Consider the following 19,467-nt stretch of genomic DNA (forward strand, 5'->3'; position numbering starts at 1 on the left):
TGCATCTGATTGAAAAGCTAAACGCCGCGCGAACCACATGTCAACCTCGGTGCCCGGAAATTACTCATTCTTTTACCGCGTCCGCGATTACTTCGGCGAGCTCATGAAGCGCGAACGGCTTTTCGAGGTGCCTTCCAGGCAGCGTGCCGGCTTCCTGTCCGGCATCAGGATGGCCGGAGATGAAGATCACCTTGGAGTCCGGATGAAGCATCAGCAGCTGCTCGACGAGCGTTCCGCCGGGAAGGTCAGGCAGGACCAGATCGACGAGCATCAGGTCTACGCGGCTCCGTTCGCCGGCAGCCCACTTCAGGGCGGCTTCAGCGTTGCCGCAGGAAACCACATCGTAGCCGCGGCCGCTTAGGAACTGCTCCATCATGCGGCGCAATTCGAGCGAATCTTCTACCAGCAGGATGTGTGTGCTTTTCTCCTGCGCCGACAGTTCCAGTGTCGTGGGAGGGATAAATATCTCGATGCAGGTGCCTACGCCGGGCTCGCTCTTCAGGCGCACGGCTCCTCCGCATTGCTGCACTGCGGCCGCAACCGAGGCGAGTCCGAGGCCGCTGTTCATGTTGCGCGATTTCGTTGAATAGTATGGCTTGAATGCCTGCCGGCGTGTTTCCTCGCTCATGCCGTGCCCGGTATCTTCAACCGTAAGACGTACATATTTGCCGGGAGCGAGTTCCAGGTCCGCGTCTGCTGAGCCAACTGTAGCCTGCGATGTTGTGACCTTAAGCGTTCCGCCCTCGGGCATGGCGTCGCGCGCGTTCACGGCAAGATTGAGCATGACTTCGCGCCACTGCTCGGTATCGCTGAAGATGGGCGGCAGCAAGGGCTCGAACTGCATTACCAGTTCGGACTGCTTACCGAGCAGTCCTTTCAGGATGTCTTCCTGTTCGCGCAGAACGGTATTCAGGTCGAGCCGCTCATTGTGCGACATCTGCCGGCCACCGAGACTCAACCGTTGCTTGGCCATCTCCTGCGCGCTGCGTACCGTCTTCGCGATCAGGCCGACCTGGTGTTGAGGATTGCCTTCACCTTCCTGCAGCTGCTCCGCGACTGCAAGGATGACCGTGAGCAGGTTGTTGAAGTCATGAGCCGCCGCTCCGGAAACGCGTTCGCCGGTTATCTTTCCAATGGCCGATTGCGCGGCAGACCGCGGCGTGATGTCGCGAACCAGGAAAAAGCGTGCTGGCCGCTGATTCCATGCGAGTGCGAACGACCGCACCTCGACAGGCATGAGGGTGCGATCGGGCAGGATGTGTTCGGAGAAGAAATCCTGGGGCGGTGCATCCAGCCCGGCGTCGAGCAGGCGAGTGAGGTCGGCGCGACGGTGGGGCGGCACGGCGCGTTCGACGCCCTCCGCCCTGAGCGTTTCCAGATCCATCTGGTACGTGCGAGTTGCCGCGGGATTGGCTTCGATAACCCGGTGCGTTTCGCAGTCGAGCACAAACATTGGCCATGGCGAAAGCTCAATCAGTGACCGGCACATCTCTGCCGGCCAGCCAACAGCGTTTTCCCCAGGCTGCAGCTCTGGGTGTTCCGAAGTACGGATGTTGGTGCTCATCTGCTCTCCACCGGCCAGAAAAGTCGATGCAACGCCCTAGGGGCCAAAGGCCCGCCATTCACGCGGGTCCGGAACTTCTTCAACAAGCAGTCTCAGGCAATCCTGTTGAGCATCCGCGTAGAGACAGGGGCCCGGCTGTGCAACATGAGGCAGATTGGGAAAGTACTACTTGAAACGGATTACTTCCTGGTGCTGCTCTTTTTTGCCGCGCTCTTTTTGGCGGCTGTTTTCTTTGCAGCTTTCTTCGCGGGAGCCTTTTTCGCAGGCGCTTTCTTTGCTGCTGCTTTCTTGGCTGCGGTTTTCTTTGCAGCGGACTTCTTTGCGGGCGCCTTCTTGCGGGCGGCCAGCGTCTTCTTGGTCAATGCTGCCTCAAGTTCGTTCGTGTCGACGGTCTTCGCAGACTTTCTCAAGCGCTCGATGTCGTAGAACTCGCGCTTTTCCTTGAGGAAAACGTGGACGACGAAATCGACGTAATCCATCAGGATCCACTCACCCTGGCGGCGGCCTTCGACCGAGTTCGGATAGGTGCCGAAGTTCTTCTTCAGCTCCATCTCGATGCCGTCGGCAATGGCGACGGTCTGGCGCTCGTTGTTGCCGCTGGTGATCAGAAAGAAGTCGGTAAAGCCGGAGTCGGCCGGATCGAGCTCCAAAATCCTGGTGTCTTCACCCTTCTTGTCGTCGCAGACTGCCGCGGCCGCCAGGACCATGGTGCGTGTTTCGGTCGATGCCATTCAGTACGTTCTCCTTCGAAGGCTAATAGTAGCCGGATGCATAGGCTCACGCCAACCTCCCGGGTTAACCCTGGCGGTATAAGGCATGACTCTCTATATAGTTGAGCACAGACGGGCTGAGCACCGCTCCGGTTGTTCCGTTTTTGTTGATACCGTCACCCACCGCACCGCGAATCTCGGTCGCGGAGATGTCTTCGGCCAGATCGGGAAGCAGGTACAGGCGGCTTTTGCAGCCGTCCTGTCTGCGCAGGCCAACCACCATCAGTCCGTCTGAACCGCTTTCGTTTGCGAGGGCGATGCTGTCCGGCAGCGCCGCCGTCAGCCGGCCCAGGTCAAAGCCGGGCCTTGCGCCCACGATAAAGTCACAGAGCACCAGCAGGTCGGCCGCGCGGTGCCATTTTGCTACGGATAGAAACGAATCCGCGCCCAGGATGCAGAAGAAAAGATCACCCGCGCTGCCCTCGCGTTGCAACCGTTGAATGGTATCGAAGGTGTAATTCGGGTGCCCATCCGGACGGGGCGCATCAATGAGTGAGATTTCGGTGTGCGATTCCCCGGCAAAGGCCAGCTGCGCCATGGCGACCCGGTCTTCAAAGCTGCTATGGGATACCCCGGTTTTGAGGGGCTGCGAGCCAACCGGGGCGATCAGCACACGGTCGAGGCGGAGCCGCTCGCGCGCAATGCGTGCAAGGGCAACGTGTCCCCGATGGGGAGGGTCGAATGTGCCGCCGAAGATCCCGATGCGCATGCTGCTTCCACATTAAACAATCCAGAGGAAAAACGTTCCGGATGTTGCTGGTGTTCCAGGCGGGAGCTATGCCTGTGGGTGGGACCGGTAGCAGGGGCTAAAGCCCTTTATCTTTGTGCTGAAACGGCACGGCTAAAGCCGTGCCCTGATACAGGGCGGCTATCCAGCTGGGTTTTCACGTTGAAAGGTACTCTGAACGGGACAAGTCTGTGGGTGCCCCATCCGTGACGGCATTTTCGTCACGGGTGGGATCGGTAGTCCGGCCGCCTGTCATTCCTAATGCAGTCGGCACGGCTGAAGCTGCGCACTGATGCAGAGCAGGCTGCCAGGCTGTTCTTCCTGTTGAAAGGTATCCTGAACGGGATCATGCCTGTAACCGCCTATATCGGAATCGGTTCGAACGTTGCGTCTTCCACCGGAACGCCTGAGGAGACCGTGCGTGCTGCTTTTGCGGCCCTGGAAAGGCTTGGACGGGTGATGGCGGTTTCGTCTCTATATAAGACAGCGCCTGTCGGAGACATCGACCAGCCGGCATTCATCAATGCGGTCGCAGCGGTTGAAACGGAGCTTGAGCCGGAAGCGATCCTCTCCGAGCTGCTGTCCATCGAGCGGTCTTTCGGGCGCGACCGCGCCAAGGCGCTGCCGAAGGGACCGAGAACGCTCGACCTCGACCTGCTGCTGGTGGACGCGGTCATCCTGCAGACGGACACGCTGACCCTGCCCCACCCCGAGCTGGCGCGACGCCGGTTTGTCCTGACGCCGCTCGCGGAGATTGCTCCGTTTGCGACGCATCCGGTTTTCGGCATAACGATGAGCGAGCTGTTGCGCGAACTGCCGGGAGACGGGCCGAATGCGCCCGACGCGGTGGTTCTGGTTCCATAGGCCGATTCCCCGGCGGAAGTTAAGATAAGCGCAGTGTTATGCGTATTCTGAAGCATTTTTCGCCGTGTTTGTCGGGCCCTGTTCGAGTGGCTATTCCTGGCTGGCTGTTCTGTGTCCTCGTTCTGACGTTGTGTGCATCATCGTGTTCTTTTGCCCAGCAGGGCAGCGTGCCGGGCCGTGTTGTCGATGCCAAGGGCAATCCCGTGGCGGGCGCCGTGGTTGCGGACGATGAGGGTCATTCCGTGGCTACGACGGGTGCTGATGGCCGCTTTTCTGTTCCTGCAGGAACAGGCCGCGTGAGTGTCTCCAGCGACCATTTTGCCCCGGCGGAGGCGCCAGTTCCGTCGACCGGAGAAATCACCGTCGTGCTCGAGCAGCCGCTGGAGCAGGTGATCGTCTCGGCATATCGCTCGCCATTGGCCTCGGCAGACAGCCCGGCAAGCACGCGGGTGATGGAAGCGGAGCAGCTTCACCAGTCGGCGAGCGCCTCGCTCGATGGCCGGCTGCGCGAGGTTCCGGGCTTCGAGCTCTTTCGCCGCTCCAGCTCGCTGGTGGCAAACCCCACGACCGAGGGCATCTCCCTGCGCGGACTTGGTTCGACGGCGGTGAGCCGGTCGCTGGTTGTCTATGACGATGTTCCGATGAACGACCCATACGGCGGCTGGATCCACTGGGGCGAGATCCCTCAACTCGATATCCGCTCGGTCGAGGTGGTGCGCGGAGGCGCGTCGGATCTCTACGGATCGAGCGCCATCGGCGGCGTGATCAGCATTCTGCCATACCGTCCGGCGGCCACCGCTCCTCCGGCGACCTTTGTCATGCGGTCGACCTACGGCGGTCTTGAGACCGTGGATAGCGCCGCGCAGGGAACGTTCCATACCGGGAAATGGTCGGGTATCGGCAGCTGGGGGCTGGTTGCCACTGACGGCTACACGCTGGTGGCGCCCGATGTTCGCGGGCCGGTGGACCGAGCCTCGAACGTCCACAGCATCAATGGACTGGCTGAGCTGGACCGTCAGCTCAGCGACAACGATCGCATCTTTGTGCGCGGCAGTGTCGTCGATGAGACGCGGCACAATGGCACTCCGCTGACCGGCAATGGTACGCGCCTCTGGCGATATGTTGCCGGAACGGACTGGAAGAATGTAGTGCTACGCCTCTATGGCGACAACGAACACTACTGGCAGACCTTTTCTACGCTTGCAGCCGGCCGCGTCTCGGAGACGCTGACCCGCTATGCCGAAGACCCGGCAGCCGAACTGGGAGCGGCGGCGCACTGGCACCAGGCCATTGGCAACAGCTTCATCGTGCTGGCCGGGGCCGATACGCACGATGTTCGCGCTTCAGATGACGAGACGCTTTACACCAGTTCCAGCATTCTCAGCACCACTGCACGGCAGCGCCAGACCGGCGTATACGGCGAAGCGCTGTACACGCCGAGGAACTGGACGCTCAGCGGTTCGGCCCGCGTCGACCACTTTTCGAACTTCGACGTGCTGCAGTTCACCGGGCCGCAGGCACATCCCGGGGGCAAGTCGCTGCCGTCTTTCAGCGAGACGGTCTTCGATCCGCGACTGGGCGTGACGCGCCGGCTCGGCTCGCACCTGGCGCTCAACGCGTCGGGCTTCCGCGCTTACCGTGCCCCGACCGAAAACGAGCTTTATCGCACCGGGCAGGTAGGCCAGCAAGTGACCGAGCCCAACGCCAACCTGCGCTCCGAACGTGCGACCGGCTGGGAGACCGGCTTCCAGCTCGACATGCCGCAATGGGGCTCAAGCCTGCGCGCCAGCTACTTCTGGACGCGCGTAAACCGGCCCATCACAGCACTGACGCTTTCGACCACCCCGACCCAGACCCTGCTGCAACGGGAGAACCTCGGCCGCATCGAAAGCCGCGGCGTATCGCTCGACTATGCCGTGCAGCCCGCCCGCTGGATCGCCATCCAGGGCGGCTACCAGTACGCCGATGCCACCGTGACCGCCTACACGCAGCAGCCGCAGCTGGTCGGCAACTGGATCCCGCAGGTCGCCCGCAACATGGCCACCGCGCAGGTCAAGCTCACCCATCCTAAGCTAGGCCTGCTCAGCCTGCAGGAACGAGCCAGCGGACGCCAGTTCGACGACGACAAGAATCTCTACCTGCTGCACAGCTATTTCACCTTCGACGCCTACGCCTCGCGCGACTTTGGGCGGCATTGGCAGCTCTTTGCGTCGGGAGAAAATCTCTTCGATCGCGCCGTCGAGGTAGGAAAAACCCCTGTGCTCACGCTGGGCTCACCCCGCGTGGCGCGGATGGGCCTGCAGTTTAAGTGGGGCGAGTAGGGACTTCGGAACAGGAGCTAAAGCCCCTGCTTCAGCGCCTGAAATGGCACGACTGAAGTCGTGCCCTGATACAAGGCGCTAATTGGCCTCGAAAGCCTCATTTTGCCAGCCGTAATGTGCCGGGAGTATCGTGGTCGCCGTCCAAAAAAGGAGGGCTACCATGGCCACCGTTGCACTCGATCCGCGTCTCGATAGCAAGACCTCGCAGTTCATCTCCGGCAAGCACCGCATGCTCATCGACGGCAAGTTTGTCGCCGCCGCATCCGGTAAGACATTGCCTGTCTACAATCCGTCTACTGGAGAAGTAATGGCCGATGTCCCGGAAGCCGAAGCCGGCGATGTCGACCGCGCTGTTCGCGCCGCGCGCCGCGCTTTCGATGAAGGCCCATGGTCGCAGTTCGCGGCGAACAGAATTACCGCCTCGCAGCGTGGACGCCTGCTGAACAAGTTGGCCGACCTGATGGAGACCCATCTCGAAGAGCTGGCCGAGCTGGAGTCCATGGATAACGGCAAGCCGCTCTCGGTCGCCCGGGTTGCCGACGTGCCGCTGGCCATCGATCTCTTCCGATACATGGCTGGATGGGCCACCAAGATTACCGGCAATACCTTCCCGATTTCTTTTCCGGGAGACTTTCTCTCCTACACGTTGCGCGAACCCATTGGAGTCGTTGGACAGATTATTCCGTGGAACTTTCCGTTGCTGATGGCCGCCTGGAAGCTGGGCCCGGCGCTGGCCGCGGGCAATACCGTCGTGCTGAAACTGGCCGAGCAGACGCCGCTCTCTGGGCTGCGGCTGGCGGAGCTCATTCAGGAAGCAGGCTTTCCCGAAGGCGTGGTCAACATACTCACCGGCTACGGCGAAGGCGCGGGAGCCCCGCTGGCTTCGCACGATCTGGTGGACAAGGTCGCCTTCACCGGATCGACCGAGGTCGGCAAACTGATCGTGAAGGCTGCCACCGGCAACCTGAAGAAGGTCACGCTGGAGCTGGGCGGTAAATCGCCTGCCATTGTCTTTCCCGATGCCGATCTCGACAAGGCCATTGCGGGAACCGCATCCGCCATTTTCTTCAATCACGGACAGTGCTGCTGCGCCGGCTCGCGCCTGATGGTGCATGAGCGCGTCTACGACCAGGTGGTCGAGGGCGTGTCGAAGATCGCGGACAGCATCCGCGTGGGCTCGGGCCTCGATCCCGAGACGCAGATGGGGCCGCTGGTTTCCGAAGAGCAGTACAACCGGGTTACGGGATACATCGACTCGGGCCTGCAGGAAGGTGCGAAGGCTACTGCTGGCGGGCGCCAGAAGGCGGATAAGGGATATTTCGTGCATCCCACCGTGCTTACGCGCACCACGCCGGAGATGAAGGTTGTCCGCGAGGAGATCTTCGGGCCGGTGGTCTGCGCGCAGCCCTTCAGCGATGCCGATATCGACCGCATCGCCCGTGAAGCGAACGACAGCATTTACGGGCTGGCGGCGAGCGTCTGGACGCAGAACATCTCCATTGCCAACAAGATGGCGCGCCGTATCCGCTCGGGCACCGTCTGGATCAACTGCCACAATGTCTTCGACGCCGCGTTGCCCTTTGGCGGATACAAGCAATCCGGCTGGGGGCGCGAGATGGGCGCCGAGGTGCTGAACAACTACACCGAGGTGAAGGCAGTCACGACCGCGCTTTAGAAAAAGCGGCTGTCACATTTTGCCGGGCTGTCCGGTCATACTTGGCAGAATGGAAGCGCACGAAGCCAACACGTTCACCGAGCACCGGCAGCACCTGTTTGCCATCGCCTATCGCATGACCGGCTCCGCCGCCGATGCGGAAGACCTGGTGCAGGAGGCTTATCTTCGCTGGCGGCGCGCCGATCCTGAAGAGATTCGCGTGCCGCGTGCTTTTCTTACGACAGTCATTACGAGGCTGGCCATTCAGCATCTCGAATCGGCACGCGTGCGCCGTGAGGAATATGTTGGTCCGTGGCTGCCGGAGCCGGTCGTGACTGCCGAACACCGCGACCCTGCCGAGCTTTCCGAATCGCTCACCATGGCGTTTCTCGTGCTGCTCGAAAGCCTCAACCCGGTCGAGCGTGCGGTCTTTTTGCTGCATGAGGTCTTCGATTATTCGCACCCGGAGACAGCGGCGCTGGTTGGCAAGAATGAAGAGGCATGCCGCCAGATCCTCAGCCGTGCGAAGCAGGCTTTGCGGCAGCGGCGTCCTCGTTACGAGGTCGAGCGCAGCGCTGCGGAAAAGCTGACCGCCGCGCTTTACCAGACCATGACGGCCGGCGACCTCGAAGGGCTGATGAGCCTGCTCGACGAGAATGTCGTCATCTACTCCGACGGCGGCGGACTGCGCCGCGCTGCGATCAATCCTATCCACGGGCCGGATCGTGTGGCCCGCTTCCTGATCGGCGTCTCCCGCAAGATCGACGACGGACTGCACCGCTACGCCACCGAGATTAATTCCCAGATCGGTATGCTCGGCTTTCGCGATGGGGTAGTGGAGAACGCCGTCGTGCTCGATATCGCGAACGATCGTATTGCCGCGATCTACATCGTCGTCAACCCTGAAAAACTGCAGAACCTACCCGAAGAAAGGAAATTCCATGAACCTCACACCGCGTCTTGATTACACCAAGGCATCTCCGGAGGCCGTGCAGGCCATGTATGGGCTGGAGCGCGTCATCCGCAACAGCGGGCTCGATCCGAAGATCATCGAACTGGTGAAAACACGTGCGTCCCAGATCAACGGCTGCGCCTTCTGCGTTGACATGCACACGAAAGACGCCCGCGCACACGGCGAAACCGAGCAGCGTCTTTATGGGTTGAGCGCATGGCGTGAGACGCCGTTCTATTCGGAGAAAGAACGTGCCGCGCTGGCATGGACCGAAGCGCTGACAAACATCCAGCAGGGCCACGCGCCCGATGCCGTCTATGAAGAAGTGAAACAGCACTTCGAAGAGAAGGACCTGATGAACCTGACCATCGCCATCACTACCATCAACGCGTGGAACCGCATCGCCATCGGCTTCCGGGTGCTGCCGGGCAGTTATCAACCGGCGGCAAAGGCTCATGTCTAAAGCGGATGGAGCTTACTTTGCAGGCTGCCCCAGTTGGCGGCAAACGCCTGCATACCTGGCGTAAATCCTGTCCGGAGGAACGTTAATGTACATGCCGTAGATCCTGTCCACCATGACGGATTGCACGGCGAACTCGCTGGTGCGTTCCTCCGGGGTCCACTTGTCACCACCGGCGTTCTCAAAGCGCTCGCGGGCTCGCGAAGTCTCCTGCTCACGCAGGTAGCCTGCGTCGCGATCCTTCGCAATATCGCGTGCAATGCCGGCGTGGCGTATGCAACGCTGCGCGAGGGTTTCACGGGGTGTCGGCGGCGGAGCCTGTGCGAGGCAAACAGGAATCGAAAGCGCGACGAGAGCCGACGCCATCAGGAGCATCTTCGAAAAACGCATACGTCCAGAAGAAAGCGAGCGGAGAGAAATCTTCATCGTGAATATTCTCCACAGTTCGATGTCTGCACTCAAGGTTCGAAATTACAAGGTTGGAAACAAAAAGCAGGGGCCGCATATGCGGCCCCTGCTTTTTGTTGGTTGGTTTCTGTTTAGAAGTGAAGCCTCGCTGAGACCTGTACTACACGTGCATAGTTCTTCGTGCTCGTGGAGGGGCCAGTCATTGCAGTCAGCTGTCCGAAGGAGCTCGGAGAGGTGATCGTTGCCTCGCCTGCGTAGGTGCCGTAATCCAGGTCGTCGAAGTTCGGGTGGTTGAGTGCGTTGTAGGCATCCGCACGGAACTGCATGCCGATACCCTTCGAGCGAATGATGGAGAAGTCCTTCGCGAGGCCCGCATCAAGATTGAAGAACTGCGGAGCGCGAAGAATGTTACGGCTGCCGATGGTCAGACCCTGCGGTCCGGAGAACGCTGCAGCCGCAGCATCCGGATCGGCGAACAGGTTCAACTGGCCGTTCGCAAGCTTATGGACGTGCCTCTTGATTGCGCCACGGTCGCCATTGAAGATCGCCGGCGCATCGTTTGCGAAACCGGCAACGAACGCATTCGAGAGAGGGGTCCATGCCGAGCCGGTGTGGAAGGAGGGGATGCCGCTGATGTCCCATCCGCCGATCACCTCATCGAGGGCGCGGGGAAGGTTGCCGCCGAAGGTGCGTCCGCGTCCGAAGGGCAGCGAGTAGGTAAAGTCGCTGGTGATGTAGTGCGTCACATCGAAGTCGGAATTTCCCCGGCATGCGCGCGGGTGGACGGCATCGCAGATGAAGCCGTAGCCGCCGTAAGCGACGCCGTTTGCAACCAGCGATACGTTGTCGATGGAGTGGGCGAAGGTGTAGTTAACGTCGAACTGGAGGCCCTTGGAAAGATTCTTCTGCAGGGTGACCAGCATCGCGTTGTAGGTGGAGAAGCCCTTGTTGGTGTAAACAGTGTTCTCGCCGAACTGGGCCGCCATGCCAACGTTGGGCTGGAGGTTCGGTGAAAGCGCCTGGATGAAGTCACCGAAATCGCCGACCTGGACCAGTGAGCGATTCGCGTCCGCCGCAGCTGAGGTGGCGTTCGGGTAGCTTCCCTTGATTGCCGGGTTGAGCTGATTTTCAAACCACGGTTCGGCCGGCAGATTTGCAGAGTTCATGCCCGAGCGAACTTCACGTTCGATGTTCTGCATGGCCTGGTTCATGGACTGCCCCGAAGCTGCATCGGGGAAATCGATCAGCTGGCTTGCATCAGCCTGTGCAAGCAGGCGGCGCCCCATGCGTCCCACGTAGCTCATCTTGAGGACAGTCGAGCCCGGGAACTGGTGCTGGAAGCCGAAGTTCACCAGGATCGAGTAAGGGGTCTTCAGGTGTGGATCGATCATTTCATTGAACAATCCCTCCTGCAGGCCATACGGAACTTCGTCGGTCACGTTCGGCTGGAACGGAGCCTTCGGAGTAGCAGGAGCAGCGATCGTGGGCATGCTCTCGATGCGTGGATCCGATGCTACAGAACCCGTCGTGTCGGAGTTGTTGCCGTTCTGCACGGTGACGTTCTGCTCGAACAGATAGGAGAACTGCGTCTGCTGATACTGAACGGCATTGATAACCGTACGGTCATAGACGACGCCAATGCTGCCGTTGAAGACCGTTGCGGGATCAGCCGGCGGTGTGAAGGAGAAGCCGAGGTGCGGAGCGAAGTTCAAGCGATTTGCCGCATAGAAGGAAGGGCCGTGGTTCTTCGGGCCACCAAGGACGTAAGTGACAAACGGAACGACCCCGTTACCTGACTGGCCTGCCGCGCTCTGGGCTTCGCGGGCGCCAAAGTACTGGTCAAAGCCGGTGGTCTGTACCGTTTCCAGTCCCTGCTGTTCGTAGGGAACGGTGAAGTACTGGTAGCTCAGGCCAGCGTTGATGGTCAGGTGAGAGGTCACCTTCCAGTTGTCGTTGATATAGGGCTGGGTCTGGTAGTAAACGAACTTGCGCAGAGCCGATGAGGGCTGCGGCAGCACGTTGCCCGATGCATCGTAGTTGAAGGTGCCGCCGATGCTGGCCACACGTCCCAGCGAAATCAGCAGGGCGTTGTCGTAGCCTTCCGAAGCCGCGTCGCTCGTCGTCAGCAGGTTGCCCGGTTCCAGTCCGGGAACGCCGAAGACGTGTCCACCGAGGCCGATGCCGTAGCTGTCGTAGCCGAGCGTTGCCTGGCCGGTGTAGTGGATCCACTTGAAGTAGCCGCCGATGTCGAGCTGGTGGCGTCCCAGGCTCCAGCTGTAGTCATCGTTGACCTGCGAAATGATGGTGTGGCGAGACTGCGCATTTGAAGGAGAAGCGTAGGGATTGTCGACCAGCGTCGGCGTGAATCCGTTGCCGAAGCCGAGCTGGTAAACGCCTTCAGGATTCGACGGGTGCGGGAAATTAAGATCCTGCACGACGCTGCCGTAGGAGAGGCGATTGAACTTCGATTGGCTGATCTGCCAGTCCATGCCTGTCACGTAGCGGTAGCTGCGGTCGATCGTCTGGCTTGATGCCGGGTCCCCGGGGAACTGCTCGGCACCGCTCAGGTTGTTTTCACGGGTCACGCCGCCGATGCCATAAAACTTGATGGTGGGGCTGTAGACCCAGTCAACACGGCCGGTGTAGTTGCTTGCGTTGTCGGGTTCCGGCGAATTGAAGCGATAGCCGCCGCCGTTGACGCCGTCACCGTAAGTCAGATCGTTGGCCGTCGGATAGCGGCTGGCGAACAGGCTCAGAATCTGTGCGCTTTCGCCGATCTTGGCGGGATCAATCGCCTGTACCTGCGTAGGGGTCAGCGTGGAGATACAGTTCGGCGTGGTGTTCTGACGAGAGGAGCCCGTGCAGCCCGTGTTGTTGTTGATGTAGGAGATCGTACCCTGCGTGAATGACGGCAGCGGAACGTAGCGGTCGACGCCAGCCTCCTGGGCAATGCGCGAACCGAGGTAGTTGAAAAAGAAGAAGAGCTTGTCGTGCTTGATGGGGCCGCCAACCGCGCCGCCGAACTGGTTCTGCACCAGCTTCGGCTGGCCGACTCCGACATCATTATTGAACCAGTCGTTTGCGGTGGTGCTGTTGTCACGGTGGTATTCGTTGATGTTTCCGTGCCACTCATTGGTGCCGCTCTTGGTCACCAGCTGGAACTGGCCGCCGCCGCCTGGACCATTGTCGGAGTTGAATCCTGCGGTCGTGCCGCGGAACTCCTGGATCGCGTCTACCGGAGCGGCTGCTGTGATCGAACCGAAATTTCCGGTTGCGAAGTCATTCGTGTCGAGTCCGTCTACGGTCGTGTTGGTCTGATCCGTACGGGCGCCGGTGGTTGCACCGGTAAGCGTGATGCCCGGCTGCAATACGAACAGAACGGCAGGCGAGGAACGGTTGTAGACCGGTAGATCCTGCAGCTTCGATACCTGGAAGTTGTTGCCGATGGTGGCGTCAGTGGTATTCAACGTCACGCCGGTCGATTCTTTGACCTGGACTTCCTGCGTCGTTCCCGCCGCCGCCAGCTGCGCATTCTGGGTATTCGCGCTGGCAACGTTCACATAGATTCCCTTGATCTGGACGGATGCGAAGCCGTCTGCGCTGAACTCTTCCACGTATCCGGGGCCAGGAGGCACGCTCGGGACATGATAGGAACCAACCGAGTTCGTCTTTACGGTGTAGCGGACGCCTGTATCAGGGTTGGAGAGAACCACTGTGGCATTTGGAATTACCGCTCCTGTGGAGTCCGTGATAACGCCGTTCACCGTTGTCGCAGTCTGCGAGCTGCCGGAATAAGAAAGCATTGTCAGGCAGAAAAGGGACAACATCATCCGGATCAGAAAAGATGACCGTTTCAAAAACATCTCCTAAAGATGGGTTACATAAATGTATGCAATTTAGTGACCAATCGCAGGAAAGCAGGGATGAGTTGAAATCATTAGGGTAAGAGTTGAATCTGGGGGATCTAACGCAGGCGATAGATGTGGGAAATTGTAGGGAAATACAAAATTGCGTCGACGCCTTTGCTTCAAAGTGTTTTGATTTTTCAAAGAAAATGGGATGAACAGCGCTGGCCAAAGTTAAAAATCGCCCACGAAAAAACCAGCCTAAAACCTCGCGGCTCAGCCCGTGAAAATCGTCCTGAAGCTTTAGTTTTTCTGCCGGACGGCGGACCACTGGCCGTCTGCGCGTCCTTCCACTGTCATGCGGCCGGCTGCTTTGTCGTCGTCTATCCAGCCGGCGAGGCGCGCCCTCGCGGCGACAGGGGCGGCTCCCCGATCCTGCCAATCTGCCGGAAAGGACAACTCGACGTAGCCGTCGCGCCACGTGCCGGTGACGGCGAGATCTTTTCCGAAAGCTCCGTTCCATGTTCCGGTGACCATTCCGCCATCGCGATGGAGATTCATGTCGCCTTCGAAGCGTCCGTAATCGCTTGCGAATGCTACATGCCATGTTCCGGCGACCTCGCCGCCGTTCTTGACCGGAAGCGGGTTTGAGGGCGTGACCTGGAGATTGGCGAAGTATGACTCCTCGCCGGGATAACCCCAGAGCGCTACGCCGCCCTGCAGGTTTTCGCCCTTGAGTCCGTCGATCACGAGGCTGGGAGACTCCGATCCGTTCATGTAGAGCTTCGCATCACGTCCATGAAGTTCGATCTTCACGTGCGTCCACGTTTCCGGTTTGATGTCGGCCCACGACTCGTAGACCCACGGCCACTGGCGGCGAAGGGGATACCAGTCGTAGCCGGGCCTGGCCACGTATTGAACCGCGTGGTTGCGCATGGCCTGATCGTCGGACTGGGCGTTTTTCGGCCGGAAATAGAACATGTCGTATTGAGAGCCGTCGGGGCGGGCGCGAAAGGCGAAACCGGTAAAACCGGGCATGCGGACACCCGGAGGCGTGGTGATCCTGACCGCGACATCGGCTTCGATCACGCCGTCCTGGAGTTCGGAGCCTTTTACGTACGCGTAGATGTCTCCGTCGCCCTGCGAGGTGAGGCGGACAGCCTTGCGGCCGAGGTATTCAACCGGCTCGGCGTTGCCTCCTGTAACGGAGAGGCCGGCGGCATCGGCGAGCGAAAAGCTCTTCGGGGCCGGGTTGGCCGGCGCCTGGCAGTGGCCTGAGAGTGCCGAGGCCAGGGCGATCAGGAAAGAAAGAGTGAGCGCGAGCCGGTGTTTCGGCCGTGCAGGAAACGCTTCGGCAAGGAATTTCCGATGATGAATTTTCATCATTCCTCCTGTGTCGCCGGAACCGGCGCGCCCATTGAGAAGCAATATGGCTGCCGTTGAGGGGTAAAGCGGTAAGTGCCTGATCACGGTGCAAATCGCTGGATTTGACCTCACGGCTGAGATGGATTGATGTGTTCGATCATGCACAGCGCTGTTCGCCTTTGAACGGGTCATCACCCGGTCAGGGCTGGACATGCAGTCAGCGCCCTCCTATGATGACTTCGGTTTTAGCGAAGTGCTGTCTGCATACAATGCCCACAGGAGAATCCCACGTATGAAGCGACTCGCAACTTTTCTCGCCATGATCTTCGCCGTTACCGCCGTTGCCCAGCGGCCCTATCCGCCGCCAGGGCCGCCGCCAGGGCAGGATCCCTGGGCTTATGGCCCGCAGAACAATCGCTGGGATCCTTCGTGGAACCGCCGCCCCGACCCACGTGCGGGTGCGTGCTTCTACACCACAGCGCCTTTCCGGGGAAATCACTTCTGCGTGCGTGCCGGTGACCGGCTGCCCGCTCTGCCCGGCAACTTCGGAGACAACATCTCCTCGATTCGTGTCTTTGGCGGAGCGCGCGTGCGCATCTTCAACGACCGCAACTTCCGGGGTGGCAGCACGATGGTCCCAGGCGATGTGGCCGATCTTCGCCAGTTGCCGTTCCGCGGGGGACACACCTGGAACAACCGGGTGTCTTCGATCTCGATTCGTTAAACCTGAGAACGACTCACCGCAAAGCCGCGAAGGGCGCCAAGAAAAGCCGCAAGGCTCTTTGCGTTCTTCGCGTTTTGGCGTCTTTGCGGTGAATGCCCACTTGTCCAGGGTGAAAGACTTTTCACCACAGAGGACAAAGAGAGCACGGAGGAGTTCTTACTGGTGCGTACATTCTCGCTCAAGCGATGATGCCTCTGTGTTCTCTGTGCTCTCCGTGGTGAATCAGCCTTCCTTGATGGAGCCGCAAATTCCGACCGGCTAGAATCGAGGGAGTGTCTCTCGACTTCCAGGTTCATCACGTAGATGGTTTAGCGCGCCGCGCTACCATGACGCTTCCGCATGCCGCTGTTGAAACGCCGGTCTTCATGCCGGTTGGTACAGTTGCGTCGGTCAAGGCCATTCCGCAGCACATGCTCGAGGAGCTGGATGCGCGGATCATTCTCGGCAACACCTATCACCTGTACCTGCGTCCCGGGCATGAGGCTATCCGCCGTATGGGCGGACTGCACCGGTTCATGAGCTGGCCACGGGCCATTTTGACTGACTCCGGCGGATACCAGGTCTTCAGCCTGAGTCACCTGCGCAAGCTGACCGAAGACGGCGTGACCTTCCGCTCGCACCTCGATGGCTCGAAGCACTTCTTCTCGCCCGAGCATTCCATGGATGTGCAGATCGCCCTCGGCTCCGACATCGCCATGGCATTTGACGAGTGCACCGAGTATCCGGCGGAGTACAGCCGCGCCCGCACATCGCTTGATCTGACATTGCGCTGGGCGGCACGGAGCAAGGCGCACTTCGATGCTCACAAGCATGAACGGCCATGGGGTGAGGAGTTTGCCGGGCAGACTCCGAACCTCTTCGGCATCGTGCAGGGCGGCATGTATAAGGACCTCCGGCGCGAAGCAGCCGAGCGGCTGGTTGAAATGGACTTCCCCGGCTACGCCATCGGAGGCCTCAGCGTGGGCGAGCCTCGCGAGTTCACCCGCGAGGTGATCGCGGAGACATTGCCTTATCTGCCCAAGGACAAGCCGCGCTACGTGATGGGTGTCGGCTATCCCGATGAGATCGTCGAGTACGCAAAGATGGGCGTGGACATGATGGATTGCGTGCTGCCTACCCGGGCCGCGCGTCACGGCCTGCTGTTTACTTCCGAAGGCCGCATGACCATCAAGAATCGCCAGTACGCCGAGGACCAGAACCCTCCCGACCCGAACTGCGGCTGCATGGTCTGCCGCCGCTACACCCGTGCGTACCTGCGTCATTTAAAAGTGGCGGAAGAGCCGCTGTCCGCGGTGCTGAACACCCTGCACAACCTGACCTTTTATCTGGATACGATGGCGAAGGTACGTAAAGAGATCGAGGCCGCAAAAACCGCGGTCCGTGATTAGCCACGGGCCGCGCTTTCGCGCATCCCGAACTTCATCACGAGCTGGAAGATTTCCTTGTCGAAACCAGCGCTTCTCGAGCCGCCATTGTATGTACGATCGTCAAGACGGTGGGTGTCGATTAGGACGATGTTCCATATTAGGATTTCGCGCCGGCCCTGGAACGCTCGACAGGATCCCCTGCCTTTTAATGTCCGTGCTCTTCCGCGCCCCGTTCTTCCTTGACACCGGCATACTGCTCAGCGATGCTAGGTAACTGGTAGCTCCTGCGGCCATTCGGGGTAGACGTGTGTCTTTCTCCGGCGGGTTTGCGGGCCAGTGACCGGGAACCACGAAGGAAGCGACAGACGCTGTTTACAGCTCCGGCGGCAGGGATTTCCTACAGGCCGGGAGCTTTCCTGACTGAAAAGTTCTGATTTTGAACGGCGTATGCTGGATGCAGAAATCCGCCCGCCGAAAAGGATTGTGTGTTGACGCAAATGAACCTTCTGGCCGCTGCCCTTCCTCAAGGCGTGGTTCAATTCCTGCCGTTCGTCCTGATTATTGGCGTTTTCTATCTCCTGATGATCCGCCCCAACCAGAAACGCCAGCAGCAGTGGCAGTCCATGCTGAACAATCTGAAGCCGGGCGATAAGGTCACGACTACCGGCGGCATTCGCGGCACCATTCTTACGATCAAGGACGACGCGATTCAGCTTCGCGTGGCTCCGGACAACATCAAGCTCGAAGTGATCAAAAGCGCGATCGCCTCGGTAACCACGGACGAGGCAGCAAAGTAGCGTTCTCCGCAGACGAAGCCCATGAGCAAGAATCTCACCAATAAAGTCATCCTGATTTTCGCCGTCCTCATTGTTTTCATCTTTGGAATCTTCGGCATTCCTCATGGCCTCAGTGGAACGGCGCTGAAGAACGCCATTCTTAACCGCATTAACCTGGGTCTCGATCTCAAGGGCGGAACGCACCTGATCCTGCAGGTCATGGTCGACGAAGCCGTCGGCATTTCGACCGACAGCGACGCCGCCCATATCCAGACGGATCTGCAGCAGGCCGGTATCCAGGTCGGTTCGGTCGACAAGCCGGACCCCGCGCACCCTGAGACCATCCAGATCTCCGGCGCCCCCGCCGATAAGGTGGGCGACATCCGCACCGAGCTCAACAATAAATATGGAGCGACCTACGACATCTCATCGGGCGCGAATGGCGCCTGGACGCTGACCCTGAAGCCCAGCGCCGTCAGCGACATGAAGCAGCGCGCGGTCGATCAGGCGATCGAGGTCATCCGCACCCGTGTCGACCAGCTCGGTGTCTCCGAGCCGGTGGTGCAGCCGTACAACCTCGGCAGCTACCAGATCCTCGTTGAGCTGCCCGGCGTGAGCGACCCGGCCCGCGTGAAGGACGTCATCCAGTCGACTGCCCGTCTCGAGATCCATGCCGTAAATGGCGGCCCTTACACGAGCGAGCAGGATGCTATCCAGCAGTCGGGCGGCACGATCCCGTTTGACGCGGAAGTGGTGTCGACCGCCGCAGGCGTTGCCCGCAGCGGCGCGACGGAATACTACGTCATCAAGCGCGCAGCGGAAGTTGGCGGTACCGACCTGCGCAGTGCGCGCGTCAGCCAGAATCCCAACACGAACGAGCCCGAAGTCGACTTCTACCTGACGACCGTGGCCGGCGACCACTTTGCCGAGTTCACAGGCGCGAACAAGGGCAAGAGCCTGGCCGTGGTTCTCGACAACAAGATTCGTGAAGTTGCGGTCATCCGCGACCAGATTCGCGATCAGGGCAACATCGGCGGCGGCATGTCCGCCCAGCAGGCGAACGATCTCTCCATGCTGCTCAACACCGGTTCGCTGCCTGCCTCGCTGCACTACCTGCAGGAGAGCACGGTTGGCGCAACGCTGGGCGCGGATTCGATTCACCAGGGTGTAATGGCCTCGGTGGTCGGCATGGTCGCCGTCATGATCTTCATGCTGGTCTATTACAAGGGCGCCGGCATCAACGCGGATCTCGCGCTGTTCCTGAACCTGGTGATCCTGCTCGGCTTCATGGGCTACTTCGGTTCCACGCTCACGCTGCCCGGTATTGCCGGTGTGATCTTGACGGTCGGTATGGGCGTCGATTCGAACGTGCTGATCTTCGAGCGCATTCGCGAAGAGCTGCATTCGGGCAAGTCTCCCGCGGCGGCAGTTGACCAGGGCTTTGCGCACGCCTGGACGACCATCATCGATACGCACGTCACGACCATCGTCTCGGCCGCTATCCTGTTCATCTTCGGCACCGGTCCGGTCAAGGGGTTTGCCGTCACGCTGACCTTCGGACTGCTGGCGAACCTGTTTACGGCGGTCTTTGTTTCGCGCGTGATCTTTGACTTCAACCTGAGCCGCAAGCCGCGCGGTGCCGCGCTGTCGATCTAAAGCTGTCTAAAGCG

The 19,467-nt window shown here is 60.2% G+C and carries 15 protein-coding genes; 9 read left to right on the plus strand and 6 right to left on the minus strand.

Going from position 1 to position 19,467, the window contains the following annotated elements:
* Positions 1–64 precede the first annotated feature (64 nt).
* From LJD29_RS08300 to nadD, 3 genes are all read right to left on the minus strand, one after another.
* A complete protein-coding gene (locus tag LJD29_RS08300; RefSeq protein WP_446745289.1) occupies positions 65–1,564 on the minus strand; it encodes a two-component system sensor histidine kinase NtrB in 1,500 nt (499 codons plus the stop codon).
* 179 nt (positions 1,565–1,743) lie between these two features.
* Positions 1,744–2,295 (minus strand): ribosome silencing factor, encoded by a 552-nt coding sequence (gene rsfS, locus LJD29_RS08305; protein ID WP_446745290.1) that lies wholly within the window; start codon positions 2,293–2,295, stop codon positions 1,744–1,746.
* Positions 2,296–2,359: 64 nt separating this feature from the next.
* Positions 2,360–3,043 carry a nicotinate (nicotinamide) nucleotide adenylyltransferase gene (nadD, locus tag LJD29_RS08310; protein ID WP_446745291.1) on the minus strand — a complete coding sequence of 228 codons (684 nt, stop codon included), beginning with the start codon at positions 3,041–3,043 and terminating at the stop codon, positions 2,360–2,362.
* Between the two features lie 279 nt (positions 3,044–3,322).
* Between nadD and folK the strand changes: the two genes are divergently transcribed.
* The 5 genes from folK to LJD29_RS08335 all read left to right on the plus strand — a co-directional run bounded on the left by folK (position 3,323) and on the right by LJD29_RS08335 (position 9,315).
* Entirely contained in the window at positions 3,323–3,925 is a 603-nt protein-coding gene (folK, locus tag LJD29_RS08315; RefSeq protein WP_446745292.1) for a 2-amino-4-hydroxy-6-hydroxymethyldihydropteridine diphosphokinase, read from the plus strand.
* A 167-nt stretch (positions 3,926–4,092) separates the two neighbouring features.
* The gene (locus LJD29_RS08320) at positions 4,093–6,246 is read left to right on the plus strand and encodes a TonB-dependent receptor (protein ID WP_446745293.1); all 2,154 of its coding nucleotides are present in this window, start codon (positions 4,093–4,095) and stop codon (positions 6,244–6,246) included.
* A 160-nt stretch (positions 6,247–6,406) separates the two neighbouring features.
* The gene (locus tag LJD29_RS08325) at positions 6,407–7,921 is read left to right on the plus strand and encodes an aldehyde dehydrogenase family protein (RefSeq protein ID WP_446745294.1); all 1,515 of its coding nucleotides are present in this window, start codon (positions 6,407–6,409) and stop codon (positions 7,919–7,921) included.
* Positions 7,922–7,970: 49 nt separating this feature from the next.
* Complete coding sequence (locus LJD29_RS08330) at positions 7,971–8,864, plus strand: RNA polymerase sigma-70 factor (RefSeq protein WP_446745295.1); 894 nt, start codon at positions 7,971–7,973, stop codon at positions 8,862–8,864.
* The gene (locus LJD29_RS08335) at positions 8,842–9,315 is read left to right on the plus strand and encodes a carboxymuconolactone decarboxylase family protein (protein WP_446745296.1); all 474 of its coding nucleotides are present in this window, start codon (positions 8,842–8,844) and stop codon (positions 9,313–9,315) included. The genes LJD29_RS08330 and LJD29_RS08335 overlap by 23 nt, the downstream gene beginning before the upstream one ends.
* 12 nt (positions 9,316–9,327) lie before the next feature.
* On the opposite strand, the gene LJD29_RS08340 is transcribed toward LJD29_RS08335, so the two are convergent.
* From LJD29_RS08340 to LJD29_RS08350, 3 genes are all read right to left on the minus strand, one after another.
* Positions 9,328–9,738 (minus strand): hypothetical protein, encoded by a 411-nt coding sequence (locus tag LJD29_RS08340; protein ID WP_446745297.1) that lies wholly within the window; start codon positions 9,736–9,738, stop codon positions 9,328–9,330.
* A gap of 113 nt (positions 9,739–9,851) precedes the next feature.
* Positions 9,852–13,577 carry a TonB-dependent receptor gene (locus LJD29_RS08345; RefSeq protein ID WP_446745298.1) on the minus strand — a complete coding sequence of 1,242 codons (3,726 nt, stop codon included), beginning with the start codon at positions 13,575–13,577 and terminating at the stop codon, positions 9,852–9,854.
* A 291-nt stretch (positions 13,578–13,868) separates the two neighbouring features.
* On the minus strand, positions 13,869–14,951 hold the full coding sequence (locus LJD29_RS08350; protein ID WP_446745299.1) for a hypothetical protein: 1,083 nt from the start codon (positions 14,949–14,951) through the stop codon (positions 13,869–13,871).
* Positions 14,952–15,222: 271 nt separating this feature from the next.
* On the opposite strand from LJD29_RS08350, the gene LJD29_RS08355 reads away from it, so the two are divergent.
* The 4 genes from LJD29_RS08355 (at position 15,223) to secD (ending at position 19,453) form a co-directional block, all read left to right on the plus strand.
* Entirely contained in the window at positions 15,223–15,654 is a 432-nt protein-coding gene (locus LJD29_RS08355) for a peptidase inhibitor family I36 protein (RefSeq protein ID WP_446745300.1), read from the plus strand.
* Positions 15,655–15,926: 272 nt separating this feature from the next.
* Positions 15,927–17,042, plus strand: a complete 1,116-nt coding sequence (gene tgt / locus LJD29_RS08360; RefSeq protein WP_446745301.1) for a tRNA guanosine(34) transglycosylase Tgt — start codon at positions 15,927–15,929, stop codon at positions 17,040–17,042.
* A gap of 476 nt (positions 17,043–17,518) precedes the next feature.
* Positions 17,519–17,818: a preprotein translocase subunit YajC gene (gene yajC, locus LJD29_RS08365; RefSeq protein ID WP_446745302.1), complete on the plus strand. Its 300-nt coding sequence runs from the start codon at positions 17,519–17,521 to the stop codon at positions 17,816–17,818.
* Positions 17,819–17,839: 21 nt separating this feature from the next.
* Positions 17,840–19,453 (plus strand): protein translocase subunit SecD, encoded by a 1,614-nt coding sequence (gene secD / locus LJD29_RS08370; RefSeq protein WP_446745303.1) that lies wholly within the window; start codon positions 17,840–17,842, stop codon positions 19,451–19,453.
* Positions 19,454–19,467 lie beyond the last annotated feature (14 nt).

Origin of the sequence: Silvibacterium acidisoli (assembly GCA_022870745.1) — a bacterium.
Lineage (GTDB): Bacteria > Acidobacteriota > Terriglobia > Terriglobales > Acidobacteriaceae > Silvibacterium.